General features: G+C 72.4%; 10 protein-coding genes and 1 pseudogene. 6 read left to right on the top strand and 5 right to left on the bottom strand.

Features of this window, described 5'->3' with window-relative positions; all coding sequences use genetic code 11:
• Window positions 1-24: 24 nt before the first annotated feature.
• Window positions 25-1,026 (bottom strand): NAD(P)H-dependent flavin oxidoreductase, encoded by a 1,002-nt coding sequence (locus tag ACTB72_RS09645; RefSeq protein WP_463036789.1) that lies wholly within the window; start codon window positions 1,024-1,026, stop codon window positions 25-27.
• A gap of 367 nt (window positions 1,027-1,393) precedes the next feature.
• Here ACTB72_RS09645 and ACTB72_RS09640 point away from each other — a divergent pair, with 367 nt between their 5' ends.
• The 4 genes and pseudogenes from ACTB72_RS09640 to ACTB72_RS09625 form a co-directional block, all read left to right on the top strand.
• Complete coding sequence (locus ACTB72_RS09640) at window positions 1,394-2,443, top strand: amidohydrolase family protein (RefSeq protein WP_463036777.1); 1,050 nt, start codon at window positions 1,394-1,396, stop codon at window positions 2,441-2,443.
• Between the two features lie 224 nt (window positions 2,444-2,667).
• Window positions 2,668-3,939, top strand: coding sequence for a CoA transferase (locus ACTB72_RS09635; protein ID WP_463036776.1), 1,272 nt, complete (start codon window positions 2,668-2,670; stop codon window positions 3,937-3,939).
• Window positions 3,936-5,213 carry a CaiB/BaiF CoA transferase family protein gene (locus ACTB72_RS09630; RefSeq protein ID WP_463036775.1) on the top strand — a complete coding sequence of 426 codons (1,278 nt, stop codon included), beginning with the start codon at window positions 3,936-3,938 and terminating at the stop codon, window positions 5,211-5,213. Before ACTB72_RS09635 ends, ACTB72_RS09630 begins: the two co-directional genes overlap by 4 nt.
• Window positions 5,214-5,474: 261 nt before the next feature.
• A pseudogene (locus tag ACTB72_RS09625) lies at window positions 5,475-5,996 on the top strand (CoA transferase); the annotation flags it as partial.
• 251 nt (window positions 5,997-6,247) lie between these two features.
• On the opposite strand, the gene eda reads toward ACTB72_RS09625, so the two are convergent.
• The 4 genes from eda to zwf form a co-directional block, all read right to left on the bottom strand.
• Window positions 6,248-6,883, bottom strand: a complete 636-nt coding sequence (eda, locus tag ACTB72_RS09620) for a bifunctional 4-hydroxy-2-oxoglutarate aldolase/2-dehydro-3-deoxy-phosphogluconate aldolase (protein WP_463036774.1) — start codon at window positions 6,881-6,883, stop codon at window positions 6,248-6,250.
• A 352-nt stretch (window positions 6,884-7,235) separates the two neighbouring features.
• Window positions 7,236-9,041 (bottom strand): phosphogluconate dehydratase, encoded by a 1,806-nt coding sequence (edd, locus tag ACTB72_RS09615; protein ID WP_463036773.1) that lies wholly within the window; start codon window positions 9,039-9,041, stop codon window positions 7,236-7,238.
• A gap of 45 nt (window positions 9,042-9,086) precedes the next feature.
• Window positions 9,087-9,773 (bottom strand): 6-phosphogluconolactonase, encoded by a 687-nt coding sequence (pgl, locus tag ACTB72_RS09610; protein WP_463036772.1) that lies wholly within the window; start codon window positions 9,771-9,773, stop codon window positions 9,087-9,089.
• A complete protein-coding gene (gene zwf / locus ACTB72_RS09605; RefSeq protein WP_463036771.1) occupies window positions 9,770-11,239 on the bottom strand; it encodes a glucose-6-phosphate dehydrogenase in 1,470 nt (489 codons plus the stop codon). Before zwf ends, pgl begins: the two co-directional genes overlap by 4 nt.
• A gap of 373 nt (window positions 11,240-11,612) precedes the next feature.
• Between zwf and ACTB72_RS09600 the strand changes: the two genes are divergently transcribed.
• Both ACTB72_RS09600 and ACTB72_RS09595 read left to right on the top strand, forming a co-directional pair.
• A complete protein-coding gene (locus ACTB72_RS09600; RefSeq protein WP_463036770.1) occupies window positions 11,613-12,521 on the top strand; it encodes a hypothetical protein in 909 nt (302 codons plus the stop codon).
• Window positions 12,522-12,685: 164 nt separating this feature from the next.
• A partial coding sequence (locus ACTB72_RS09595; protein ID WP_463036769.1) for an HAD family hydrolase occupies window positions 12,686-16,049 on the top strand: 3,364 nt, incomplete at its 3' end.

The following is a 16,049-nucleotide window of genomic DNA, read 5'->3' as shown; positions in this document are numbered from 1 at the left end:
CGGTCAGGGCGCGGCGCCGGCATCTCAGCCCGCCGCGGCGTCCGAGGCCTTGAGCAGGCGCTCATAGCCGTGGTTCTGGGTCGGAACCATGCTGTTGAGCCGGGCGATGGCCGCGAAATACTCGCGCTCCAGCCGGGCGACCAGCTCGGCGGTCGAGACCACCTTGTCGATCGGCCCGATGCCCTGGCCCGCGCCCCAGATGTCCTTCCACTTCTTCGGCTTGGGGCGCTCGCCCTCGGCGTTCAGGGAGAAGTTCATCTTCGAGGGGTCCGAGGTCTCCAGATTGTCCGGATCCATCCCCGCCGCCACCACCGAGGGGCGCAGGTAGTTGCCATGCACCCCGGTGAAGAGGTTGGTGTAGATGATGTCCGACGCCTCGTGCTGCGTGATCATCTCCTTGTAGCCCGGCACCGCGTTCGCCTCATGGGTCGCGATGAAGGCGGTGCCGACATAGCCCATGTCGGCGCCCATCGCCTGCGCGGCCAGCACCGAGTCGCCCTTGGTGATCGCGCCCGACAGCAGCAGGGGGCCGTCGAACCACTCGCGGATCTCGCGGATCAGGGCCAGCGGCGACTGGGCGCCGGCATGGCCGCCGGCGCCGGCGGCGACCGCGACGAGGCCGTCGGCCCCCTTCTCGATGGCCTTCTTGGCGAAGCGGTTGTTGATCACGTCATGGACCACGACGCCGCCGACGGAATGGGCCGCGTCATAGACCTCGGTCCGCGCGCCCAGCGAAGTGATCCACACCGGGACCTTGTGCTTCACGCACATCTCCACGTCGCGATCCAGCCGCACGTTGGACTTGTGCACGATCTGGTTGACCGCGAAGGGCGCGGCAGGCGCGTCCGGATTGGCCTGGTTGTGGCGGTCGAGCTCCTCGTTGATCCGGGTCAGCCAGATGTCGAGCATGTTGGGCTCGCCTTCCTTCTCGCGCGCGTTGAGCGCGGGGAAGGAGCCGATGACGCCGGCCTTGCACTGGGCGATGACCAGCTCGGGGCCGGAGACGATGAACAGCGGCGACGCCATCACGGGGATGCGGGTGCGCTGGAGAATGGGCGGCAGGCTCACGGGGGGCGGCTCCCTCTGGATGCTTTGGACTGCCCGCGCGGCTGCTGCGCCTGCGACGGGGGCGTTCCTCCCTGCGGAACACGGGCAGGGTAGCGGGATTCGAGGATCTGCGAAATATATTTCTGCGTGTCGAAATTCGCTGACATGCGTCAGGCGATCGGAGGGTTTTTGGGTGAGGGATTTTCCGATGCGCCGCAGCGCTTTGCGCGATCCGCCGCGGCGGGCGCGCCGCGCGGTCCCGCAAATGGCGCGTGACCTCGGGCGGGGAATCGTGAACCCTCGCCCCCGCCGGCGCCAAGACCGGCGGTGGGAGGAGACCCGAGACATGACCGACGCCAGCGCAGCGCAGAGCCCAGCCGTTCCCGCCGCCGTGACCCTGCCGCCGGTGGACCGCGCCTGGCAGGCGAAGCTGACGGAAGAGATCATCGAGCCGGATCTGCCCATCGTCGACCCGCATCATCACCTCTGGGGTCCGCCGCGCCACGCCTATCTCGCCCAGGATCTGGAAGCCGACATCGCCACCGGCCACAACATCGAGCAGACCGTCTATGTCGACTGCCGCGAAGCCTACCTGACCGACGGGCCCGAGATGATGCGCCCGCTCGGCGAGGTCCGATTCGCCCGCGGCGTCGGCGAGGCGGCGGACGAAGCAGGCGGCCCGCGCCTGTGCGCCGGCATCGTCGGCCATGCCGACCTGACCCATGGCGACGCCATCGCCGAACTGCTCGAGGCGCAGCTCGCCGAGGGCGGCGGCCGGTTCCGCGGCATCCGTCATTCCGCGGTCTGGGACCCGAGCGGCCTGCGCACCTCTTCCAAGATCCCGCCCCGCGGTCTGCTCGCCGACCCCGATTTCCGCAAGGGTTTCGCGCATCTCGGCCGGCTCGGGCTCAGCTTCGATTCGTGGATCTACTTCCACCAGATCCCCGAGCTCACCGACCTCGCCCGCGCCTTCCCCGACACCACGATCATCCTCGACCATGTCGGCGGCGTGCTGGGCATCGGCGCCTATGAAGGCCGCCGCGAGGAATTGTTCCCCGGCTGGAAGGCGTCGATCCAGGCCCTCGCCGCCTGTCCCAACGTGAACGTGAAGCTCGGCGGGCTCGCCATGCACACCGCGGGTTTCGGGTTCGAGCAGCGCGACACCCCCGCCGGCTCCGCCGAGCTGGCCGAGGCGTGGCGGCCCTATATCGAGACCTGCATCGAAGCCTTCGGCCCCGGCCGCGGCATGTTCGAGAGCAATTATCCGGTGGACGGCGTGACCTGCGCCTATCCGGTGCTGTGGAACGCGCTGAAGCGGCTGGCCGCCGGCGCGTCGGCCGACGACAAGGCGATGCTGTTCCGCGACACCGCCCGCCGGGTCTACCGGCTCGACTGATCGCCCGACGGACAGGGGGACGCGGCGCGAAACCCGGCGCCCTCGTCGAAACCGACGAGGGCTCCTTGCCGCGAGGTTGCTATGGCTTCCATACTGGTGACGGCCGCCGGGTCATGGCATTGTCGCGCCCCAGACCAGCCGGCGCCCGATGCCGGACGCGCGGGCTCCGGAGGCGGACCGGACCCGGCATCGCCCACAACCAACCGCCGATACGGGATGGACACATGACGGATGAAGCCCCGGCGCGGACCGGCTTCCTCTCGCCCTACCGCGTGCTCGATCTTTCGGATCATCGCGGCCTGATCGCGGGGCGCATGTTCGCCCAGCTCGGCGCCGATGTGGTCCAGATCGAGCCGCCGGAGGGGTCGAACGGCCGCAAGGTCGGCCCCTTCGACGACCGCGGACGCTCGATGCACTGGGAATCCTACGCGGCCGGCAAGCGCAGCGTGGCGCTCGATCCCAACGATCCCGGCGACCGCGAGACCCTGCTGGCGCTCGTCGCCAAGGCCGATTTCGTATTCGAAAGCCGCGGGCCGAACGAGCCCTCGCGCCTGACGCCTGCGGAAATCGCCGCCGCCAATCCGGCCGTGATCCACATGATCGCCACGCCCTACGGCATGACCGGGCCCAAGGCCGATTACGCCGAATCCGACCTGGTGCTGTGGGCGTCGGGCGGACCGCTCGCCCCGACCGCGATGATGGGCGGCACGCCGACCCGCATCTCGGTCCCGCAGGCCTGGACCCACGCCTCGGCCGACGCCGTCGGCGGCGGGCTGGTGGCGCATTTCGCGCGGCTGGTCTCGGGCAAGGGCCAGCTGGTCACCACCTCCGCCCAGCGCTCGGCCACGCAGTCGACGCTCTCGGGTTCGCTTGCCGATGTGGTCGGCCAGCCGGACTTCACGCTGCGCCCCCGCTACACCGGCACCAAGAAGCCGCTCGACCTCTCGGGCTCCGGCGCGCGCACGCAGCGCTCCAAATGGCCGTCGAAGGACGGGCTGCTGGAGATCCACCTCGCCATCGGGCCGGCGACCGGGCGCTTCACCAACAATTTCATGAAGCTGATGATCGACCGCGGCGTGCTCAGCCCCGAGTTCCACGACTGGGACTGGGGCTCGATCCACCTGCGCATCATGGCCGACGAGATCGACGACGACGACATGGAACGGGTGCGCGAAGAGGTGGGCCGCTTCCTGCTGACGCTCAGCCACGAAGAGGCGGTGCAGGAGGCGATCAAGCGCAAGCTGCTGCTCGCCCCCGTCTCCACCGTCAAGGATCTGGTCGAAAGCCCGCATGAGGCGGCGCGCAACTTCTTCGACGTGGTCCCGGGCTCCGACGGGGCGCCGGTGACGCTGCCCGGGCCGTTCGCCATGACCTCCGCCCCCGGCTTCATGCGCGGGATCGGCGCGCCGGCGATCAACGCCGACGCAGACGCGGTGCTGACCGAATGGCTCGGCGCCGCCGCCCTCACGCCCGTCATGGAAGGAGCCGCCCGATGAACGCCCCCGCGCACACCCCCGCCGGCGCCGTCGACGACGCCCCCTTCGGCGGGCCGAACGGCCCGCTGCAGGGCCTCAAGGTGCTGGACCTCGCCTGGGTGGTCGCCGGCCCGATGATCGGCCGCAACCTCGCCGATTTCGGCGCCACCGTGATCCGGGTCGAAAGCTCGAAGCGCATCGAGACCGCGCGCAACATGGGCCCGTTCTACGGCGGCGTGTCGGACCCGCAGCGCTCGTCGCTCTTCGGCAACTGCAACGCCTCCAAATTCGGCCTGACGCTGGATCTGGCGCAGGAGGACGGGCGCGACGTGGTGCGCGACCTGGTCGAATGGGCCGACGTGGTGGTCGAAAGCTTCGCGCCCGGCCAGATGAAGCGCTGGGGTCTGGGCTACGACAAGCTGAAGGAGCTCAATCCCCGGCTGATCATGCTCTCGACCTCCCTGATGGGGCAGTCGGGGCCGTGGATGGCCTTGGCTGGGTTCGGCAATATCGGCGCGGCAATGGCGGGCTATCAGGGGCTGGTCGGACCGCAGGACGGGCTGCCGATCGGGCCTTACGGGCCTTACACCGATTATGTCGGGCCCCGCTTCGGGCTCGCGGCGCTGCTGTCCGCGCTCGACTGGCGGCGGCGGTCCGGCGAGGGCTGCTGGCTCGACATCGCCCAGGCCGAGGCCGGGATGCAGATGCTGGCCCCCGCCATCGCCGATTACGCGGCGACCGGGCGGGTGGCGAAGGCCGAGGCCAATCGCGACCCGCAGATGGCCCCGCATGGCGTGTTCCCGAGCCTCGCGCCGGAAGGCGCCGACCCGCGCTTCGTCGCCATCGCCGCGCGGACCGATGCCGAATGGCGGGCGCTGGCCGGCGTGATCGGCGGCGAGGCGCTGGCGGGCGACCCCGCCTACGCGACGCTCGACGCCCGCAAGGCGGCCGAGGACAAGCTGGAGGCGCTGGTCGCCGCCTGGACCGAGGCGCGCTCGCCCGAGGACGCCGAGGCCGCGCTGCAGGCGGTGGGCGTGCCCGCCTATGTGGTGGCGACCGCGGCCGATCTGGGCCGCGATCCGCAGATCGCCGAGCAGGGGCATTTCCAGAAGGTGCCCAACGAGGGCTACGAGGTGATCGTCGAGCGCTGCAAGATGGACCTCTCGGACACTCCCGCCCGCGTCGCCCGGCCGGCCCCCACCTTCGGGCGGGACCGCGACATGGTTCTGTCGGAGATCCTGGGCTACGACGCCGACCGGATCGCCGCGCTCGACGCCGCCGGCGCGCTGAGCTGAGCTTTCGCCCCGGGCGCCCCTCGCGGGCGCCCGGGATGTTCCGGCCGAACGGCGGGCGCGGGTTCCCCGCGCGGCGGGCCCGCGGCCCGGCTCCCGCCCGCCCACCCCGCCGGGTCGGGGCGCGCCGGGGTGGCTGGCGATCCGTGCCGCATCCTGCCCTTTCGCACCGCCGACGGGCGGCGTTTCCTCCCCCATCTCAACCGCCCGCATCTGCGCGACCGGGTGCTTTCGGTGTTGCTATGCCCGACCGAGCCCGCCGCGATGGCCGTCGCCCGCGCTAAAAGAGGCCATCGCCGAGGCGCAGGCCTGCGGGGCGATGGTCCGCACGGCCGCCGAACGGCGCGCGCATCCGCAGGGAACGGCGCTTTGCGCACAACCCGTGATCCGCCTGACCCGCATCGGCGGCGCCCCGCCCGAGCCTGCGCCCCACGGCCACCGCCGGCGCTCCGGCCTCCGCGTGCTGGACCTCACGAGAATCCTCGCCGACCCCGTCGCCGCAAGCACCCTCGCCGACCTCGTCGCCGACGTGCTGCCGACGTGCTGCCGATCGCGGCCGAGCGCCTCCCCCAGATCGAGGAGCATGTCCGCGAGACCTCGCGTGGCAAGCGCTCCGCCTTCCTCGACCTCGACCGGGCGGAGGATGCGGCCCGCCTGCGCGACCTCATCCGCGGCGCGGAGGCGGTCAGCCAGGGCTACCGGCCCGGGCGGTTCGCCCCGCGCGGATGGGGGCCGGAGGGGCTGGCCGCGCTCCGCCCCGGGATCGTGGCGGTGTCGGCTTCCTGCTACGCCGCCGGCGCTCGCCCCCGCCGCGGTCTGCGATGTTCTCACCGGGTATCAGGCGGTCTATGGCGCGCTGCTGGCGCTGGTGCGCCGGGCGCGGGAGGGGGGAGCTGGGCGGGGCGTGGCGCCGGGGGACGTCGCCGCGGCGATGGTCGAGACCGACGGCCCCCGCGGCTGGATGGGGCGCGCGCGCCCACGCCGGCGCAGAGCCCGATTCCGGGCCACCGCCCCGAAATGGGCGGCGCGCTGAAGGGTCAGTTCCGCAGGGTGGCCGCGGCGCGGGCCATGGTCCCGATCTCCTCCCACGCGCCCGAGGCGACCATCTTCGCCGGCGCCATCCAAGAACCGCCGACGCAGACCACGTTGGGGAGCCGCAGCCATTCCGGCGCCGTCTGCGGGGTGACCCCGCCGGTCGGACAGAATTTCAGCCCGGCCAGCGGCGAGGCCCAGGCGGCGAGCGCCGAGGGCCCGCCATTGGCGGCGGCGGGGAAGAATTTCAGGTATTCGAAGCCGCGGTCGGCGGCCTCCATCGCCTCGGTGGGGGTGGCGACGCCGGGGAGCAGGGGGAGCCCCGCCTCCGCCGCAGCCTCCGCCACCGCCCGGGTCAGTCCGGGCGAGACGCCGAAGCGCGCGCCTGCGGCGACGGCGGCCTTCACGTCGGCCGCGGTGCGCAGGGTGCCCGCGCCGACCACGGCGTCTGGCGCCGCATCGGCCATGGCCCGCATGGCGTCGAGCGCGACCGGCGTGCGCATGGTGATCTCCAGCGCGCGCAGCCCGTTGTCGGACAGCGCCCGGGCGAGCGGCGCGGCGGAGGCGAGGTCGTCGATCACCAGCACCGGGATCACCGGGGCGAGGGCGCAGAGTTCGGCGACGGCGAGGGGGGCGTGCATGGCGGGCTCCGGGATCAGGCTTGGGATGGGCGGGAGGTTTCGCATGCGAAACCGCAGCGCTGCGCGTATCGCGCGGAGGGAGGCTTGCGATCCGTCGCGGCCGAGGCGCGGACGGCGGAGGCTTCGGGTCCTGCTTGGACCGACGGTGACGCGCGGCGCGGGCTGGACCTTGCGGCTCTCGCCACGGTCGTCGCGCCGCTCCCGCGGGCGGAGGGCGCGCGGCGCTCGGGACGGCGCGCCGGCGGCGGGGACGGGCGCGGCGCGACGACCGTCACGAGAGCCTTGGCGGTGCGCCCGCGCCGCCCGGGCCCGTTCGGCGCCAGGCGGGGGACGCGAGCGGCGCCGGTCACGCTCAGACCACCACCGCCGCGCCGGTCTCGGCCCGGCCGACCACCTCGCGGAAGGCGGCGAAGAGCTCGCGGCCGATGCCGTGGGCGTTGCCCGACAGGTCGGGGGCGACCGGCATCCGGGCGGCGAATTCGGCGGCGTCGACCAGTGCCTCCAGCGTGCCGGCCTCGGCATCCACCCGCACCACGTCGCCGTCGCGCAGGCGGGCCAGCGGGCCGCCATCGGCCGCCTCGGGGCTGACATGGATCGCGGAGGGCACCTTGCCCGAGGCGCCCGACATCCGCCCGTCCGTGACCAATGCCACCGCATGGCCGCGATCCAGCGCCACGCCGAGCGGCGGGGTCAGCGAGTGCAGTTCCGGCATGCCGTTGGCCTTGGGCCCCTGGAAGCGGACCACCACCACCACGTCGCGGTTGAGCGCGCCGGCGCGGAACGCTTCCCGGACGCTCTCCTGATCATGGAAAATCAGACAGGGCGCCTCGACCACCCGCCGCTCGGGCTTCACGGCCGAGACCTTCATCACCGCGCGGCCCAGATTGCCGTCCAGCACCGACAGCCCCCCCGTCGGCTGGAACGGATTGGAAAGCGGGCGCAAAATGCCCTCCGCGCCGCTCTCCGCCGGGCCGTCCTCCCACACCGCCTCGCCGTCGCGCAGTTTGGGTTCGCGTGTGTAGCGGGATAGGCCGGGGCCGGCGACGGTGCGGACGTCCTCGTGCAGCAGGCCCGCCTCCAGCAGCTCCCGGATCATGTATTGGAGCCCGCCGGCCGCATGAAAATGGTTCACGTCGGCCAGACCGTTGGGGTAGACGCGCGCCATCAGCGGGGTCGCGGCCGAGATCTCGGCCATGTCGTGCCAGTCGATCGAGACGCCGGCCGCGCGGGCCATCGCCACCAGATGCAGCAGCAGGTTGGTGGAGCCGCCGGTGGCCATCAGCCCGACCATGCCGTTCACGAACGCCTTTTCGTCGAGGACCTCGGCGGCGGGGGTGAATTCATTGCCCGCGGCCGTGATCTCCAGCGCCCGTTTCGCAGCGGCCCGGGTCAGGGCGTCGCGCAGCGGGTCGGAGGGGTTCACAAAGCTCGCGCCCGGCAGGTGCAGGCCCATGAACTCCATCAGCATCTGATTGGTATTCGCTGTGCCGTAGAAGGTGCAGGTGCCCGGCCCGTGATAGGAGGCCATCTCGGCCCGCAGCAGGGTGTCGCGCCCGACTTCTCCCGACGCGAACTGCTGGCGGACCTTGGATTTCTCGTCATTGGGCAGGCCCGAGGTCATCGGCCCGGCGGGCACGAAGATCGCGGGGATATGGCCGAAGGTGGCGGCGGCCATCACCAGGCCCGGCACGATCTTGTCGCAGACCCCGAGGAAGATGGCCGCATCGAAGCAGTTGTGGCTCAACGCCACCCCCGCCGACAGCGCGATCACGTCGCGTGAGAACAGCGACAGCTCCATCCCCGGCTGACCTTGGGTGACCCCGTCGCACATCGCCGGCACCCCGCCCGCCACCTGCGCGGTGCCCCCGGCGGCGCGGGCGGCCTCCTTGAGGATGGCGGGGAAGCGTTCGAACGGCTGATGGGCCGAGAGCATGTCGTTGTAGGCGGTGACGATCCCGATATTGCCGCCCCGCTCGCCGGCGACCGCGGCCTTGTCGGTCCCCGAGGCGGCGGCGACATGGGCCATGTTCCCGCAGGTGAGATGGGCGCGCGCCGGTCCCGCCGCCGCCGCCCGCGCGACGCGGTCGAGATAGGGGCGCCGCAGGGGGGCCGAGCGTTCCTGGATCCGCTGGGTCACGGCGTCGATCGTGGGGTGCATGAGCCTTGCCTCCGTCTCATCCCGTGGCGGCGCCGCGGGCGGGTTTCAGTCGGCGTAATGGACCGTCGCGCCGTCGAGCACGACGCGGATCGGGGCCTCGGTCGGGTCGTCGGCGGCGAGCGCCCGGTCGAGCGCGACGCGCTTGTCGGCGCCGAGGATCAGAATATGCCGCTCCCCCGCGCCGGCGAGCACCGGGGCGGTCAGGGTCACGCGGGGTTCGTCTGCGCCCGGCGCGCGGATCACCGCCACCGGGGGCGCGTCGGCGACCAGCGCGCCGGCGAGCCCGACCGCGCCCGGGAAGAGGGAGGCGGTGTGCATGTCCGTCCCCATGCCCAGCACCACGATGTCGAGCGGCAGCAGCATGCTCTTGAGCGAGGCCGCCACCGGCCCCAGCGCGTCGTCGGGTTCGCGCGAACCGGCGTAGAGCGGCACGAACGCCGCCGCCGCCGCCGCCCCGGCGAAGAGCGTGCCGGCGATCATCTTCTGGTTGGAGCGGTCGGAGGAGGTCGGAACCCAGCGTTCATCGGTCAGCGTCACCGCCACCCGGTCCCAGGGCAGGTCGGCCGCGCCGAGCCGGGCGAGCATCGCGCCCGGGCTGGTCCCGCCGGGCACGGCGATGCGGGCGCGGCCGCCATCGGTCAGGCTGCGCAGGCGGTCGGCCAGCAGGTCGGCGAGCCCTTCGGCCAACGCCTCGCGGCTGGGATATTCGATGATCTTCGGCGCGAGCGTCATGGCGCGATCTCCCTCCATCTGCGGCCGTCACGATGCAGCAGCATCAGGGCGTCATCTGGGCCGGATGCGCCCGGATCATAGGGGGTGGGACGATCTCCGCGTTCCTCCCAGGCCGCGATGATCGGGTCGACCCAGGCCCAGGCCGCCTCGCATTCGTCGCCGCGCATGAACAGGGTCTGGTCGCCGCGGATCACATCCATCACCAGACGCTCATAGGCGTCGGGCATGCGCAGGCGGTCGTCGTCGAGCATCGCCTCGGCGAAGGTCATGTCGAGCACGGCCGGGGCGAGGCGCAGGCCGCCGGGGCCGGGATCCTTGATGGTGAGGCCGAGGGTGATGCCCTCGTCCGGCTGCAGCCGGATCGCCAGCACGTTCTGGCCGACCTTGCCGCCGCCGGGGAAAATGGAATGCGGGGCGGGTTTGAAGGCCACCGCGATCTCCGACATCCGGCCGCGCAGGCGCTTGCCGGTGCGCAGGTAGAAGGGCACGCCGGACCAGCGCCAGTTGGCGACTTCGGCCTTCAGGGCCACGTAGCTTTCCGTGCGGCTGGCGGGGGACTGGGCGTCCTCGGCGTAGGAGGCGGTGGTCCCGTTGGCCGCGTATTGGCCGCGCACCACATTGTCGCCGCCGGTCATGGGCGCGAGGGCGCGGAGCACCTTCACCTTCTCGTCGCGCACCGCGTCCGGCTCGAAATGGGCGGGCGGCTCCATCGCGATGAGGCACAGCAGCTGCAGAAGGTGGTTCTGCACCATGTCGCGCATCGCGCCGACGCCGTCATAGTAGGGGCCGCGGCCCTCCACCCCGACTTTCTCGGCCACCGTGATCTGGACGTGGTCGATGTGGTGGGCGTTCCACAACGGCTCGAAGAGAGCGTTGGCGAAGCGAAGCGCCATCAGGTTCTGCACCGTCTCTTTGCCGAGATAGTGGTCGATCCGGTAGATGTGATGCTCGTCGAAGGCGCCGGCGAGCGCCGCGTTCAGCGCCTTGGCCGAGGCGAGGTCCTGGCCGAAGGGCTTTTCGACGACGATGCGGCCTTCCGGGCCCGCCAGCCCCTCGGATTTCACCCGCGTCGCGGCGGGGCCGAAGAAGCGGGGGGCGAGCGAGAGGTAGAAGGCGCGGGGGCGGGGGGAGGAGGGATCGGGCAGCGCCTCCCCCAATTCCTTCCAGCCGGCGTCGCCGCCGATGTCGATCGGCACGTAGTCGATGGCCTTGAGGAAGGCGTGGCGGCTCGCGGCGTCGAGGTCGGCGGGATCGACGAATTCCTCCAGCGCCGCGTCGGCCATGCGCCGATAGCCGTCCGCGTCGAGGTCGGTGCGGGCGGCGCCGATGATCCGCGCGTCTTCGGGCGCCTGGCCGTCATGCATGCGGTGGTAGAGCGCCGGGAGCAGCTTGCGCCGGGCGAGGTCGCCGGTGGCGCCGAACACCACCAGGTCGAACGGGTCGACGGGAACGATGCGGGCGACCATCAGGCGCGGCCCGAGGCGGGAAGGCCCGAGGTGGGGAGGCCGGCCGGGGAATGGGTTGGGAGGTGGGGTCGGGTCATGGCGCCGCGCTCCTCGACGGGATGGGGGCGGCGCGGGAGGGCCGGTTGCGCCGCCGCCGGGATCGGTCGTTCGACAAGACTACGTCATGCGGGGCGGACGCAAGCGCAAGGCGGCCCGGGGGCGCCGAGAGGTCGCGTCGCGTGGCCTCGGCGCCGCTTCGGGCGGGGAGGCGATGCGCGCAACCATCTGTTAATCAATAATATTCACCGAGAATTCGCCTCGTATCGGGACTATCAGACTTAACGCCTCATCGGGAACTGGACCGGGCCGGCGATACGCCGCTAATGCGAGTCAAATGTCTTTCACGCCCGCCTGGAGCGACCCGATGGTCCCGAAATTCCACCCCGCCCGCCTCTCGGCCGCTCCCCTGTCCGCCGCGCGCCCGACGCCGTCCGGGTCCCGGCCGCAGGGGCGGGCCCGCGCCCTGCTGGCGTTGACCCTGGCGCTGACGGCGGCGGTCGCGACGGCGCGGCCGGCGGCGGCGCTGGCGCTGATCGACCCCGGCGACGCCGGCTGGCAGGCGAGCTTCGCCGCCGGGAAATCCACCGGCTTCGAGACGGCCGAAGCTTCGGGCGGAAAGATCGACGCGGGCTTCGCCAGCCTCAGCGCCATGTCGCCGGGCGCGGTGATGCCCGGTTACGACCCGACCCTGCCCGGCGGGACCGGCGGGGCCATCGGGCTCGAGAACCTCGGGGCCGGAGCCTGGGGGGCGAGCGGCATGGCGGTCTCGACCCTCGACCTCGCCTGGCCCTACGGGCTGGTCATCGATTTCGACGTGCCGATGGTCGCCATCGACGCGGTCTGGGGCGCGGCCAACGCCGACTGGCAGGTGCTGGCCTATGACGCCGACGGCAAGCTGATCGGCGAGACGGTGATCGCGGGCTTCGACGAAAACCGCAGCCCGGTCAGCGGCGGGACCGGGGCCGAAGCCGGGCATCTGGCGGTGGCGCTGACCGACGAGGAGGCGGAGGCGGCGGTCGGCGGCGGCATTTCCCGGCTCGAGCTGCGCAGCCTGGGCGGCTACGACTGGCTCTATATCGACGACCTGCGCGCGGCGGTCGCGGCGCCGGGGGCCGGAGGGGGGACGACCCCGGGCGGCGCGCCGGCGCTCTCGACCTCCGAGGTGCCGCTGCCGGCCAGCATGCTGCTGCTGGGCGGCGCGCTGCTGGCGCTGGGCCGGGCGGCGCGGCGCCGGGTCGCCTGACGCAGCGAGGAGGTTCGGGGCGGCGGGGTTCGCGGCGGGCGCATCGGGGTGATCGGCCGCAGGCGCCCGCCGCGGGCGTTCGCGGCGCAGCCTTGCAAGCCCGGTCGCAATGCGGGATCAACTTCGGTGATCCGAACGCAGCGCAACCCGAGGGACCGCACGGCATGACCGACCGGGGACCAGCCCCCGCACGCCAGGAACATCCCGCAGACCGGGCCGACGCCTCCGGCGGCGCCGCGGCGGGGACCGTTCCGCATCCCTCCGCCGATGCCCTGGCCTCCGGGCCCGCCCGCCGGGGCCGCGCGCCCATCGCCTCCGTCGCCATCGCCTCCGACCCGCTGATGACGTCGGAGCGCGAGCAATGGGCCAACCTGCGCTGGATGAAGGACCTGTTCGCCCGCCCCATCGCGCGGGCCACGGGGCTGCCGGTGCGCAGCCTGATCTCGGGCGAGGGCGAGACCGCCGCCTTCTCCCGCGCCCGCGCCTTCGAGCTGTCGGATATCCCCCTCGACAGCGACGCCACCCAGTTCTGGTTCGACGAGACGCGGATCACCGACGCGACGCTCGCCTACCTGACCGCCTGCGGGCTCGACGCCTCGACCTTGATTGTGGGCTACGAGATGTCGGCCCAGACCCGCCACGCGCTCGACCGTCTGGGCGCGCCTTGGGTGGATGTCTGGCTGCACCCGATCCGCTTCTACGACGACGTGCTTTTCGGCTTCCGCGCCTCGGATCCGGAGGTCCACGCCGCCTTCGCCGCCTTCCATGTGCCCGAGGACCAGTTCTTCCTCTACGCCGACCGGATCCGCATCCAGACCTACAAGGGCTGGAAGAAGGCCGAGCCGCGGATCGAGCCGGGTTCGGCGGTCTTCGTCGGGCAGCGGATGCAGGACAAGTCGGTCTGCCGCGACGGGCGCATGCTGAACCTTCTGGATTTCCGGGAGGATTTCTCGGCGCTGGCCGCCCGGTCGTCGCAGCTGCTCTATCAGCGCCATCCGTTCGAGCGGACGGGGGACGAGGCGGTGCTGGATTTCGTGGCGTCGCACCCGAAGGCCGAGCTGTCGCGCCACCCGGTCTATCACCTGCTGTCCTCGCCGGATCTGGCCGAGGTGATGACGATCTCGTCCTCGGTGGCGCAGGAGGCGGTCTATTTCGACAAGTCCGTCACCCTGCTGCACCGGCCGGTGGTGAGCTTCGCCGACCCGTCGGCGCCGGGGGCCTTCCACTCGATCTGCCAGGATTTCGTCAGCCCGCATTTCTGGGCGGCGGCGCTGGCCCCGCTGACGGCGGTGCGGGACGATGCGCCGAAGGTCGGGTTCCTCGACCCCAAGGACAAGATCCGCGACATGCTGGGCTTCTACTGGAGCTATCGGCATATCGACAAGGTCGAGGCCGACCGCTTCGCGCTGGCCAACGCCCGTCTCGGTCCGCCCCGGGCCGGCGACGCGGGGGACGCCGACGCCCCGCCGCGGGCCTCCGAACCCGCGCCCCCGGCCGAACCCGATTTCACCGGCTTCGCCAACACGCTGCGCGCCCGCGATGCGATGTTCGCGGCGATCGACGCGGCCGGAATGATCTCGCTCGACGTGTTCGAGACGCTGATCGAGCGGTTGGTGGAGCGTCCGGGCCAGCTGTTCCTGTTCCTCGCCGATCCCGTCCGCCAGCAGCTCGGCGGCCGGATCGCCAACTTCGCCCGCGCCCGGCTGACCGCGGGCGAGGAGGCCATCGCCGCCGGCGACGTGGTGGGCGAGGAGGTGACGCTGCGCGCCCGTTACGAGGCCATCGGCCGGGCCCATGGCCTGACCCGCGACCAGATCGAGATCTTGCTGGCGCGCGAACTGGACTGGGAGCGTCGGCTGGTCCGCGCCCGGCCCATCGGGCGCGCGGCCTTCGACCGGGCGCGCGCGCAGGGCAAGCGCGTGGTCCTCCTATCCGACACCTATTTCGAGCCGGAATTCGTGGCGGAGCTGCTGCGCGGCTGCGGCTACGAGGGGTGGGACGCGCTCCACTGCTCGTCGGAACATGGCGTCACCAAGCGCAGCGGCGGGCTCTTTCAACACCTTCTGCGGGCCGAAAACCGCGCCCCGGCCGAGATTCTGCACCTGGGCGACAACCCGCGCACCGACCTGCGCCCGGCGCGCGAGGCGGGGCTGGCCACGTTCCACACCCGCTCCACCGCCGATATCGCGCGCCGGATCTCGCCCTTGCCCGCGGTCTGGGACCGGATCGAGGATCCGCGCGCCGCCGCCGCCGTCAAGGGCCTGACCGGGCGGCGGCTGGCGGGGACGTTCCGGAAGGGGACGCCGGGGTTCAGCCAAGGGGCGGCCGAGACGCTGGGCTATGCGGTGCTGGGGCCGATGTTCTTCGGGCTGGCCAACTGGCTGCGGCGCCGGGCGCGGGCGGACGGGGTGTCGGACCTGCTGTTCCTCTCGCGCGACGGCGAGGTGATCAAGCGCTGCTACGACGTGCTCGTCACGCTCGATCCGGGCGCGCCGCCGTCGCGCTACATGCTCGCCTCGCGCCGGGCGCTGGGGGTGGCGACGCTGCGCGCGCCGGAGGATCTGGCGGCGCGGCTCGAGGCGAATTTCGCGCCGATGACGCTGGAGGCCCTGCTGCGCAACCGTTTCGGCGTGGGGCCCGACGCGCTGCCGGCCGAGGCGCTCGCCGCCCATGGGTTCGGCTTGTCGGACCCCGTGGCCTGGCGGGAGGACCGGCCACGGCTCGCCGCCTTGCTGGCCGAGGCGGGCGTCGTCTCGGCGATCCTCAGCCATGCGGCGGAAGAGCGGGACGCGCTGCTCGCCTTCTACGCCGAGGCCGGGATCGGCGAGGCTGAGGCGGCGCGCGGCGCGGTGGTCGACATCGGCCATCGCGGCACCCTGCAGAAAGGGCTGCGCGACCTGCTCGGCGCGCCGGATCTGCGCGGCTACTACTTCGCCACGTTCGAGGGCATCCGCGCCAACATCCCCGACGCCGAAACCGGCGGCGCGGCGGGTTACCTCGTGGACCGGCTCGACCCCAGGTCCGATCGCGGCCACGGCTATTTCGCCCATTCGATCCTTTACGAGGCCGTGTTCCTCAACGACGCGGGGTCGTTCCTGCGGGCGCGCCGGGGCCCGGACGGGCGTCCCGCGGCGGAACTGACCGACGCGGGCGCCGAGCGGGGCCGGGCCGAGTTCGCCCGCGCCTGCCATGCCGGCGCGGTGGCGTTCTGCGAGGACATGGCGGCGGGCTTCGGCGAGGCGGCGCTGTCCTTCCGCCTGACCGGGGCCGAGGCCGCGTCGGGCTTCCGCGCCATGCTGGAACATCCCTTCGCCGCCGACGCCCGCCTGTTCCGCGGGCTCGGCTTCGAGAACAGCTACAATGGCGTCGCGTTCGGAGAGATCGTGGCGGCGTCGCCGGGCGCGCCCGACGCGGTCTCGATCTGGCCGCAGGGCGAAGCGGTGCTGGCCGGGATCGAGCGCGCCCGAGCCGAGGCGGAGCCGGTCGCGGGGCCGGTCCGCGCCCCGCGGCTGCGGCGGCTGGCGCGGG

It is taken from the genome of Albimonas sp., from assembly GCF_055129145.1.
This window is presented reverse-complemented; position numbering and strand designations above follow the sequence as displayed.